The 10,554-nt window shown below is 48.5% G+C and carries 10 protein-coding genes; 5 read left to right on the top strand and 5 right to left on the bottom strand.

All coding sequences use genetic code 11. The features are described from left to right. Both VN429_RS03960 and VN429_RS03955 read left to right on the top strand, forming a co-directional pair. Positions 1 to 208, top strand: a 208-nt coding sequence (locus tag VN429_RS03960; protein ID WP_325630021.1) for a hypothetical protein, incomplete at its 5' end; no start/stop codon positions are given. Between the two features lie 89 nt (positions 209 to 297). Further along, complete coding sequence (locus tag VN429_RS03955) at positions 298 to 1,485, top strand: MFS transporter (protein WP_325630018.1); 1,188 nt, start codon at positions 298 to 300, stop codon at positions 1,483 to 1,485. A 7-nt stretch (positions 1,486 to 1,492) separates the two neighbouring features. Here VN429_RS03955 and VN429_RS03950 read toward each other — a convergent pair whose 3' ends face one another. After that, a complete protein-coding gene (locus VN429_RS03950; protein ID WP_325630016.1) occupies positions 1,493 to 3,259 on the bottom strand; it encodes an MBL fold metallo-hydrolase in 1,767 nt (588 codons plus the stop codon). 119 nt (positions 3,260 to 3,378) lie between these two features. Here VN429_RS03950 and VN429_RS03945 point away from each other — a divergent pair, with 119 nt between their 5' ends. Together VN429_RS03945 and VN429_RS03940 are read left to right on the top strand one after the other, a co-directional pair. Then, positions 3,379 to 3,729: an STAS domain-containing protein gene (locus tag VN429_RS03945; protein WP_325630014.1), complete on the top strand. Its 351-nt coding sequence runs from the start codon at positions 3,379 to 3,381 to the stop codon at positions 3,727 to 3,729. A gap of 46 nt (positions 3,730 to 3,775) precedes the next feature. Continuing rightward, a complete protein-coding gene (locus tag VN429_RS03940) occupies positions 3,776 to 4,198 on the top strand; it encodes an ATP-binding protein (protein ID WP_325630012.1) in 423 nt (140 codons plus the stop codon). Positions 4,199 to 4,212: 14 nt separating this feature from the next. On the opposite strand, the gene VN429_RS03935 is transcribed toward VN429_RS03940, so the two are convergent. Together VN429_RS03935 and VN429_RS03930 are read right to left on the bottom strand one after the other, a co-directional pair. Continuing rightward, positions 4,213 to 5,787: a phosphoadenosine phosphosulfate reductase domain-containing protein gene (locus VN429_RS03935; protein WP_325630010.1), complete on the bottom strand. Its 1,575-nt coding sequence runs from the start codon at positions 5,785 to 5,787 to the stop codon at positions 4,213 to 4,215. 142 nt (positions 5,788 to 5,929) lie between these two features. Next, positions 5,930 to 7,837, bottom strand: a complete 1,908-nt coding sequence (locus VN429_RS03930; RefSeq protein ID WP_325630007.1) for a thiamine pyrophosphate-dependent enzyme — start codon at positions 7,835 to 7,837, stop codon at positions 5,930 to 5,932. An 87-nt stretch (positions 7,838 to 7,924) separates the two neighbouring features. On the opposite strand from VN429_RS03930, the gene VN429_RS03925 reads away from it, so the two are divergent. Further along, positions 7,925 to 8,077: a hypothetical protein gene (locus VN429_RS03925; RefSeq protein WP_325630005.1), complete on the top strand. Its 153-nt coding sequence runs from the start codon at positions 7,925 to 7,927 to the stop codon at positions 8,075 to 8,077. A gap of 12 nt (positions 8,078 to 8,089) precedes the next feature. Here VN429_RS03925 and VN429_RS03920 read toward each other — a convergent pair whose 3' ends face one another. Together VN429_RS03920 and VN429_RS03915 are read right to left on the bottom strand one after the other, a co-directional pair. Beyond that, on the bottom strand, positions 8,090 to 9,181 hold the full coding sequence (locus tag VN429_RS03920; RefSeq protein ID WP_325630003.1) for an ATP-NAD kinase family protein: 1,092 nt from the start codon (positions 9,179 to 9,181) through the stop codon (positions 8,090 to 8,092). Beyond that, positions 9,178 to 10,533, bottom strand: coding sequence for a TrpB-like pyridoxal phosphate-dependent enzyme (locus VN429_RS03915; protein ID WP_325630023.1), 1,356 nt, complete (start codon positions 10,531 to 10,533; stop codon positions 9,178 to 9,180). The genes VN429_RS03920 and VN429_RS03915 overlap by 4 nt, the downstream gene beginning before the upstream one ends. Between the last annotated feature and the right edge of the window lie 21 nt (positions 10,534 to 10,554).

Here is a 10,554-nt window from a genome sequence, read left to right as displayed (position 1 = left end):
CTCAAAGAGTTCAAAGGTTTACCTTGAAAACGAGTCAAACAGAGAAGCCAAGAACATCAACGCAAAGGATGTAACCTGTAACTCAACTTCAACTCTTACCGGTTCATTTGATATTCCATCCGGTACCGATACCGGCTCCTGGATTGTAAATGTCAAGGACAATGGTCAGACCAGCGCATCTAAAGTCAAGTTTACTATTTCCAAGTAAAAAGAAGTAATCTTTACTTCTTTTTCTCCTGATAGAGTTACAGGTGCCTCAATATCTCATTAGATAAATACCTGCATGAAATATCTGGTATGCAGATCTTTAGAGATCAGAGATTTATCCTCAACCTTTCAATAGTCGGCTTTTTTGCAATCTTCTCAACAACAATCTCTAAGAATCCTGTTCTTCCACTCTACGCCTCATCATTAGGTGCAAACGAAGCACTCATCGGATTGATTTCCGCGGTCTCACCTTTTGCCGGTATCCTCCTGAGTTTTCCTGTAGGAGTTCTCTCTGATCATCTTGGAAAGAAGCGGCTCCTTCTGCTTGCAGGAGGTGTGTTCCTTACTGCTCCTCTTCTCTACCTTCTGGTAACTGATCCCATTCTATTGATTCCTGTAAGGTTTTTTCATGGCATGGCAACAGCCATCCTCGGGCCTGTTGTCTCTGCTCTCATTGCAGAACGGTTTTCAGCAGCAAAAGGTGAACGAATTGGTCAGTATTCATCAGCTACGCTCTATGGCCGCACCCTTGCCCCTCTTGTTGGCGGAGCACTGATCTCATTCTTTGTTATCGTGCCTGGCGTTTTCAGGTACCAGAGTGTGTACCTTGCTGCTTTCATTTCTGGTCTTCTGGTTTTCCTTCTTCTTCTCAAAATCCCTGATGAAACAAAGGGTACCCTTCATACGATCACCCCTGCAATGTTCAAAGAGAGCCTGGTGGCTTTCAGGGCTGATCGCAGGCTGCTTGCAACTGCCATGGTTGACATGGGGACCTTCTTTGTATTTGGGGTGTTTGAGACTTTTTTCCCGGTATACCTCATCGGAATTGGTGTTGAGGCTTATCTGATCGGAATTATTTTTGCCGTTCAGGTACTCTCGATTGCCATCACCAAACCCTTCTTTGGCAGAATTGCAGATCAGAAGGACCCCAGGTACCAGATCGGTGCCGGTGTATTTCTGCTTGGGATTTCTGTCTCGCTCATTGCAGTTTCATCATCTCTGGTTCTGATGATCGTCATCAGCCTTGTTTCTGGTATCGGTATATCGCTTTCAACGGTGGCAACAACAAAGTACGTAGCAGATCTTGCAAAAAAAGAGCAGATCGGGGCGTCAATGGGTGCCCTCTCTTCAGTTATGGATATTGGTCATTCAGCAGGTCCGCTGGTTGCAGGCCTTCTTATAACCATCTTTGGATTCGGGGCAGGATTTTTCTCCTGTCTCCTGATCAGCATGGTGATCATCATATACTTCAGGTTTGCAACCCGGCTGGTACACTGAACTGTGGTCAACCAGAATTATCAGGCCCTGCTGGTTTCTGAAATTCGATCCTGATATCCTCTTTTCCAGGTTCCATCACGCTTTTGACAATACCTCCGGCATAGGTTATCTCTCTGATGGTTGAACCAGGGAGCGGGAGTTCTGATGCAAGGTCTGGTCCCACCGGGGTCAGGATCATCTGAATCGCGTTTTTTTCACCAATTAGTAAAATATCCAAAGATTTCGCATTGATACATTCGAGATATTCGATGAGGGCGATACATGAGTCATAAAGCCGCTGTCTGTCTGCAAGGATTGTAATTGAATCTTCACCGGCTCCGCAGTTTTCAGTGGAAATGTGATAGGGAAGACGATGGGCATAGGGATGGTGAGCAATTCTTTTTACCATTGCCTGGCGGTATGCCTGTTCATCGTCAGCAAGTGTAATGAGTTCCTCATCACTCACCCCTGACTGATCCCCTGCAAAGACCTCGTGAATCAGGGATATCAGCACGACAGGTTCGTCTTTACCATCTGGGATGACGCCCTGAATAGTTGAGAGAAAATCTGAAAGAATTCTTCTGGCCCGCCTGAGCAGGGACCTGTCAATAACCGATTCAAGTGATTCGGCTGGAAATGCCTTTTCTATCTGTTCAAAAACCTGCAGGGCTTTGTGGACTACCTCGGGTTTTATCTTTTTTCCTGCCTTGAATTCCTCATAAAACCGGTTGAAATCCAGAAGAAATTGATCCACCTGTTCATCGCTGAATAGGACACAGATATCTGCAGCCTCCTGTTCCATCTCCATATTTTCAAGACGAAAGCATAGTGACATCATGCGGCCTGCAATGATCGGAAAGAGCCGGTGAGCTTCATCGATAAGATCAAGCCCATGCCAGAGTGAGAGGTTCAGCCTTTTAACATTGTACTCTGAAAGGTCTGGCATCTCACTGATCTCGATTTCCATCCGGCTGACCATCGCCATAACACCTGAATAATCAAACGTTCTCCCATGGCCTGGGCAGCAGATTGTGTCTTCAGTCAGAAGATGGTCCCTGATATTGTAGATTGAATCAAGCAGGTCACTTTTATTCCAGCCAGCCCTTCCTGCAATTCCCGGATTGGTAGCAAACGGGATATCACCGACATGAAGCAGCGTCCCTATACTTATCGACATACTCTCCCGGCTGTGACCAGGCGTGTGCCAGAAGTCTATATGATCACCATCTTCGAGCATCATTGACTGGCCGTACAGTGTCCGGCCGTTCGTAGAGATCTGGTGTGAATTGAGGATAATTTCTTTAAATCCTTCAATGTTTACAACCCTTTTTATCTCTGCTGCCTTGTCTTCAGGAGTCAGAAGGTGCAGGGCCACATGTACTGGTGACTGGGGCAGCCCAACGATGTCTGATCCTGTCCAGTGTGCGTCACCAGCCTCAAGTTGCTCTGCCCCCCAGTGCTCTGCTGCAATGATGGTCCTGCCGATTCTGCGCAGCTGGCGATCAACAAGCCCGAAGTACATATGATCCACATGGATATGCCCTGCAATTAGAATGATCCGGTGATTTTGGCTTGTAACCTCTGCTGAAAGTACCTGTCTAACTTTCTCCATCTGATCTGATATTGCTCCCGGATCGATGACCAGCAGATTTCTGCCACTTCTGATAATATAGGTATTAGAACCGGTAATCGAGGGTTTCCTGATAAACGGGTAAACCCATGCACTCCGTGTCCCAGGTATCTGCTGCCATACCTCATTCTCGAGTTGCACCACGCGGTTATTCTCCTCTGGCATTCTCTGGTACTAGTTTTCGTGTGACTACCATAAAACTCATTTATCATGGGAAGGATGATCCTTCATTGAGCCTTCTGCCAAATAGTGAAATAGCTATCGCACCTTCATTCTTATTACGTATGAGTGAACTGCTCGATGTCACAACCCGGAACATTGAGGGTATAACCGTTGTTGATGTATCCGGAAGAATGGATGCAGCCACATCTCGGGATGTGGAAACTGTATTGAACTCCCTGATTGATGGGGGTTCCCGGAAACTCGTCTTTAACGGGCAGCATCTCTCCTATATCAGCAGTTCCGGTCTGAGAGTTATTCTCGCCACATTGAAACGTCTCCGGCAGGATGGAGGGGAGATGATTTTAGCCTCGCTCCAGGCCGCTCCTCTGGAGGTAATTAAGATGACCGGGTTTGACCGGATTTTTACCATCTGTGAGACTCCTGAACAGGCGATCAGCCGTATAACCAGTTGATGCCAGATGTGTCTGGGCATTCTCTGGTTAATCATCAGGTGATATCGTGATCTGCGAATCTGAAGGGATTGTTGTTCCAGCAACGATTGATGCTATTGAAGAAGTGGCTCAGTACCTTGAGGAATGTCTTGAACAGGCGGATGTTCCCCTTATGGAGATGACGCGGATTCAACTTGCAGTTGAGGAGGCTGTCACAAATGTTGTTACTCACGGATATGAAAGTCCGGGGGGTAATGTCTCGGTCAGGTGTGTTTCATCCCCTGAACTTGTGACGATCACGATAACAGATACCGGACCTGCTTTTGATCCAACGAAAATACCTCCCGCTGATGTGACTGCTGATCTGGATCACAGAAATATCGGGGGGCTTGGGGTTCACCTAATCAGATCAGTGATGGATGAAATTACGTATAACCGCGAGATGGATGCGAACCAACTGACGCTGGTTAAACATATTTCCACAGCCTGAAAGGGCATTTTATTCTATCTTCTTTCTCTTCTGACTCTGCGCTCAGATGGCTTTTCTGCTCCATCTGATGATTTTGCTTTGGAGCTCCAGGTTCTGAGCGGTGTCCGCTCCTCAGTGGATGGTTTCATCTTTCCTATCTGACCGGTTGATGCCCGTCGGTCGCGTCTCTCTATTCCTGTCCCCTCTCTCCGCTCCCTGCGTTCGGGCAGGTGTTCTATCTCTGATACCCGGGGAAGAGGAATGCCCATCTCTTTTGCGAGTTCACGCATCTTTGGTGGTGGCGATTTCCAGCGCCACATCCCGTACCGGTTATACGCGATAGGGAGCCCGTGCTCCAGAGCCCATTTGTCAAGGAATTCATCCCACCGGGTAGAGAGTTCGGGATGTGTTTCACGCAATATCTCGTACTCTGCCTCCAGCATGGCAGGACAGAGCCAGCACCCAATCCGCTCGATTCCCATATCATAGAGCGGGTTGTAGGGTATGTTTCTCCATTTCAGGTACAGAAAGACCTCAAATGCCCTCCAGGATCGTATCGGTGAACAGTTTGTCTGGTTTGGGTTGTGCGGATTATTACTGAGCAGATCAAGTTCTGCCCTGTTGAATGATTCGTACCACCTGTTGCCCTGTACAGTCAGGACCGGGCCGAGGGTATCCATCCATCGCCTGACTGGTGCCATTTTCACAACCTTGCAGCACCATCTGTTGTCTTTTCCCGGTGGTCCAATCTTCTCAACACCGGTCCAGAAGTCTCCTCCATCCAGTTTTATCTGAACCTGCTGCTGGTCGATGAATGCATAGGTCTCTGGGAATTCAAGATGAGTATCAACAAAGTATGCCTCCTCTACACCTGCTTTTCTGGCCAGGGCGAGGGCTACCGTACTGTCCTTTCCGCCAGAGAAAGAAACGTTGACATGCTTGAAGTTCTTCATCTCCGCCTTGATCGATCGGACAGCAGAGCGTTCAAGATCCTTGAGCCTGTCATAGTTACGCCTGATAACCTCCCCCCAGTTTGAATCAGTCACCTCACAGGGATCCACTTTGACGAGCTCCTTGATCCTGACTGAACCGTCAGTAAGAATGCCGGTACCGTACCTGTTCCCGTACCTGACGATAACTGATCCATCAGGCTCGGTAGTATTGACACTGACTTTCTTTCCTCCGATACGCCGGGATTTTCCGTCTTCATCGTCTCCGCTTCCCGGTGGGATCTCGATGATCCCCTTCTCTGCAAACGGAACGATGAAGGGCAATGCTTCAGGAAGAAGGGTGAGTTCGTGCCTGCGAGTTGCAGGATTAAAGGCTATCCAGCCGAAACGTCCGCCATTTGCGATAAGCATTTCATATCGATCCAGCCCTCCGGTTTTATTGAGGAGGATAACGTTTGGGACTGGGATCTGGCCGAATCGTTCACGAAGGAGCCGGGTGATCAGTTCCTGATCTGCATGTAAAGCTGGTCGAAGATCATATGGTTTATTGAGTGGTATGGCCTCGCCTGATGCGCCACATCCACAGGTTCTCCCGATAAGGGGAACATTGCAGGTTTTGCACCAGTATAATGTATTTTTTACAGCCGGCTCCTGTTGCACAGATATATATGCTGCCCGAAAGGTGATAATAGTCGAGGATACCTACCTAGCCCCTTAAACCCTGATAATTATTCAAGAGTATCTGGATACCAAAACCAAGGTTTTTCTATATGACCAGTTGCCAAAAAATTTTAGCGCCCTCTCAAACAGTCTCTTCATGTATCTCTTGATCTTTCACAGGTGAAAACCGGTTAGGATCAGTATTCACATCAATGATGACCGGTTTGTTGAGCTGCATTGCCCATCTGACTGCCCTTCCCAGGTCATCAGGCTCGAACACATGCTTTCCTTCTCCGCCACATGCCTTGGCATACATGGCAAAGTCAGGGTTTTTCAGATCTGTTGCAAAATTTTCATAGTTCTCGACTTTTTGTTCGACCCTGATCATCCCAAGCTGATGGTTATTTAGGACGATGACAACCATTGGCAGGTTATACTTTACAGCGGTTACGAAATCTGCCATCGCCATTGCGAATCCTCCATCACCGGTGATGCAGAAGACCTGGCTTTCAGGATATGCCAGTTTGGCTGCAATGGCTCCGGGAAGACCAAACCCCATGGTTGCAAGGTATCCTGACATTGCAATCCGCTGTTTCTTCATCTTGAAATTCCTGCCAAACCACCAGGCATTCTCCCCGATATCAATCGAGATAAGGGCATCGTCTGGAATAACCTCTGAAAGTACTTTCATGATGTAGGGTGGCCGGATAGGTTTCGCATTCGGGTCTGCCTCTTTCTCCAGTTGTGCATCCCAGGATTCTACAATCTCCTTAACCCTTCGCGGTGAGTTTGGTCTGCCACGCTGCCTGACTATCGGGATAAGTCGCGAAAGCACTTCACCGACATCACCGTAGACCGGTAGTGTCTTATCACCCTTTCCAAGCATGAGCGGTTCCCTATCTACCTGCAGTATCTGTACCTGTTCAGGAACCATGGTCTTCTTTGAGAATCCTACGCCGAGAGTAATGAGCAGGTCTGTCTGTTCTACCAGTTCACGGGCCTGTGGAGAGCCGACCGACCCAAGTATACCAACGTACTGTGGGTGTCCGTCAGGCAGGATACCTTTTGCCCTGAAGGTTGAGAGAACCGGGGCATCAATTGCTTTTGAGAATGAAGAGAGGATATCGGCGTAGAAGAATGCCCCCCATCCGGCCAGGATCACCGGGTTTTCTGCCATATCGAGCATTGCTGCAGCCCGTGAGAGCGTGTCTGAGTCAGGTACAACTTTCAGGGATGGAATAGATCCCTGCAATGAGTAGTTCTTTCCATCAAGTTGCTGCTTTTGAACATCATTTGGGACAGATATCTGCGCGACTCCTGACCTGACGATGGCGTGCTGGAGAGCGAGGGTCAGGATCTTTTGTGTCATCTTCCGGTCATAGATGGTGTTGTTGTATACAGTAATCGGCCTGAAAAAAGCATCCTGATCGATCTCCTGAAATCCCCCTGGTCCTGCATATTGCATGGATACCTGCCCGTTCAAAGAGAGAACCGGAGTCTTGTCCTCTTTGGCATCGTACAGCCCGGTTGCAAGATTCGTGGCACCTGGTCCTGCAATGGTTACACAGACTGCTATCTTTCCGGTGAACTTGTGATATGCTGAAGCTGCAAGTGCCGCGTTCTCTTCGTGGCGAAATAGTGTAAACCTGGCATCTTTGTTCTTCCTGATAGCCTCGATGATGCCGAGTGAACTGGTTCCCGGAACTCCGAAGAACTCGCAGATTCCAAAGGATGTTAACTGATTTATCAGCACATCTGAAACCGTAGTCCCTTTGTCACGTTTTGTTTCTTTTACCTTCTCTTCCTCAATCCGGGCAAAAGAACTCTTTCCTGCATTGCATATCGGGCATTTCCAGTCTTGTGGAAGATCCTCAAACCGTGTTCCTGGGGCTGTGTGGGACTGCTCTTCGCCTGCTTCTTCGCGGTATATATATGAACAGATAGCACAGCGCCATGAGTGGTATACTTCTTTCTTTCGCGCCCGTGCAACAGGTTTCAAAGGGTCAGGAAGATTTTGAGGCATTGTTATACAATTGATGCGATCTTTCATCTCAAAAAGAGATCGACGAGGCAGTAGACCTGTTTTGGATCCCGCCTGCTGGATACTCTGAAGTGTTATTAGGTAAAAATGAGAATCATGGCAGTCGATCCTTCAGGTGTCTTCTTCAAGGATAGAGTAGTCTGCTCTGAATGCAAAAGGACGCTTATAGGGGAGGTCCTGATTGCAATTGGTGACAAGACTCTGTGTCCTGAGTGTTTTCAAAAAATAAATGGTGGTGGCAAAGGGTAAGGGATTTCCCTGCTATGAAAGTCTGACCCGCTGCGCCATCTCCATACCGCAGATGACCAGCAGGGTCTCACCAAACTGCTTGTTCATTTCTGGATCTCCGGTGTCTATGTACAGAACCGGAGTATGGTGCAATTTAGCAGGAGTAGCAACCACGATCAATGCATCCGTACCTGTTTTTTCAAGAACTCTCCTGCTAATCTGTTGATTCCCCCGCCCTAAAACAAAACCCTGTGCCCCGATAGGACTCAGAATAATTCTGATATTCTCATACTGATCGAGAAGCCTGAGGATCGCCTCTTCGTTGAGATCCTGTGCCACAAGGGTTCCCTGATAAACGGCATCAACACCAAGCAGGGTTGAATTGAGACCGAGTCTGTTTGCAATGGCCCCGGTTGTTGAACCTGCACCAAGGAGATAGAGTGTATCAGGTCGCATGATGCCTGTAATAAACCTGGCAATATCATCCTGCATCCGGGTTTCATCGCCAAATGAGACCTCTTTGCAGGACTGGCATAAACCTGAAATATATGGCATGGTAGCTATTCCGAACAGACGGGTGGTGAGGATACCTGCACGGTACTGCTCCTCGTCTACATCCATTACCTCGGCTTCAGTCAGACTTGCCTCATCGAGTTCATTGAGTACCTCTGATCCTGCTTCCGGAGTTGTGGAAAAGACACCTGAGTAAATCTTTACTCCTGCCGGGATGCCAAGAATCGGAATATCTTTCCCTGTCACTGAAAATACATCCCGTGCCGTCCCGTCACCGCCACAGAAGACAATCAATCTGACACCTTCTCTGACCATGAGTTCGCACGCTGCTCTTGTATCTTCTGCCGCAGTTTCCGAAGATGATGGAGTAAATACAACCTGAAACGAGGAAATTCCTGCGTCCCGAAGCTCAATCTCTCCCATGTTTCCAGCAGCAGTCAGAAAAAAGAATCCCCGTGGGTTAAGTCCAGAGAGGAACCTGACAGCCCGAGAGGGGGAGAGCGGTTCTGCCCCGAGAGAACGTGCTGCCTCTACACATCCGTCTGTCCCTTTCAGTCCGACTGCCCCCCCCATCCCGGCATATGGGTTTACTACAAACCCGATTCTGTTCATGCAACGTGTGGAAGTTTCTTGAGCGATTCGGCTATAAGTTCTGCCGGGTATTCGTAATCCGGGAGTGTTCCCGCAAAGTATGCCTCATAACTGGAGAGATCAAAGTGACCGTGTCCGGTGTTGTTGAAGAGGATCGTCTTTTCTTCTCCGGTCTTCTTGCACTCAAGAGCCTTATCGATGACAACCCTGATGGCATGTGCAGATTCTGGTGCCGGGATGATACCTTCTGCTCTGGCAAAGATAACTGCTGCTTCAAAGACCTTGTTCTGGTGAACTGATGTTGCCGTGATCAGGTTGTCTGCATGGAGTTTTGAGACAAGGGGTGACATTCCGTGGTATCTGAGCCCACCTGCGTGGATGGATGGTGGTATGAAGTCATGACCGAGGGTAAACATCTTGAGCATCGGTGTGAGACCGGCAACATCACCAAAGTCGTAGGCATAGAGCCCTTTGGTAAGAGACGGGCAGGCTGCCGGCTCAACTGCGATAATCTCGGTTTCTGTCTTTTTGTCGATGTTATCCTTTACGAATGGGAATGCAATGCCGGCAAAGTTAGATCCGCCTCCTGCTGATCCGATAACGATATCGGCAGTGGCCTCGTCCATTGCAAGCTGCTTTTGTGCTTCCTGCCCGATGATGGTCTGGTGCAGACAGACATGATTGAGCACACTGCCGAGTGAGTAATTTGTGTTGTCGTGGGTTGCTGCATCCTCAACTGCTTCTGATATTGCGATCCCAAGGCTTCCCGGTGTGTTTGGATCTTTTGCAAGGATTGCCCTGCCTGAATTCGTGTCAGGTGATGGGGAAGGTACACATTCTGCACCCCAGACCTGCATCATCATCTTCCGGTATGGTTTCTGGTCATAACTTCCCCTGACCATGTACACCTTGCATTCAAGACCAAAGAGCTGGGTTGCAAATGCAAGTGATGAACCCCACTGACCTGCACCGGTCTCGGTTGCTATCCGTTCAATCCCTTCCTTCATGTTGTAGTAAGTCTGGGCTATTGCGGTGTTGGGCTTGTGAGATCCCGGCGGGCTGACACCTTCATACTTGTAGTAGATCTTTGCCGGTGTCTTGAGGGCCCGTTCAAGGTTGTGAGCACGAAAAAGCGGGCTTGGTCTCCAGAGAGTCAGGATGTCGCGGACCTCTCCTGGAATGTCAACGTACCGATCCTGACACATCTCCTGCCTGATCAGTTCTTTTGGAAAGATTGGTTCTAGATCAGCGGGTCCAACCGGCTTGCCAGTCTGTGGGTGCATCGGTGGGGAAAGGGGAGTCTTGAAATCTGCCTGGATGTTATACCATTTCTTGGGAATTTCGTTCTCATCAAGGATGATTTTCGTTCTCATGTATATTATTGTATGATGATG

This window comes from Methanospirillum sp. (assembly GCF_035560735.1).
Taxonomy (GTDB): domain Archaea; phylum Halobacteriota; class Methanomicrobia; order Methanomicrobiales; family Methanospirillaceae; genus Methanospirillum.
This window is presented reverse-complemented; position numbering and strand designations above follow the sequence as displayed.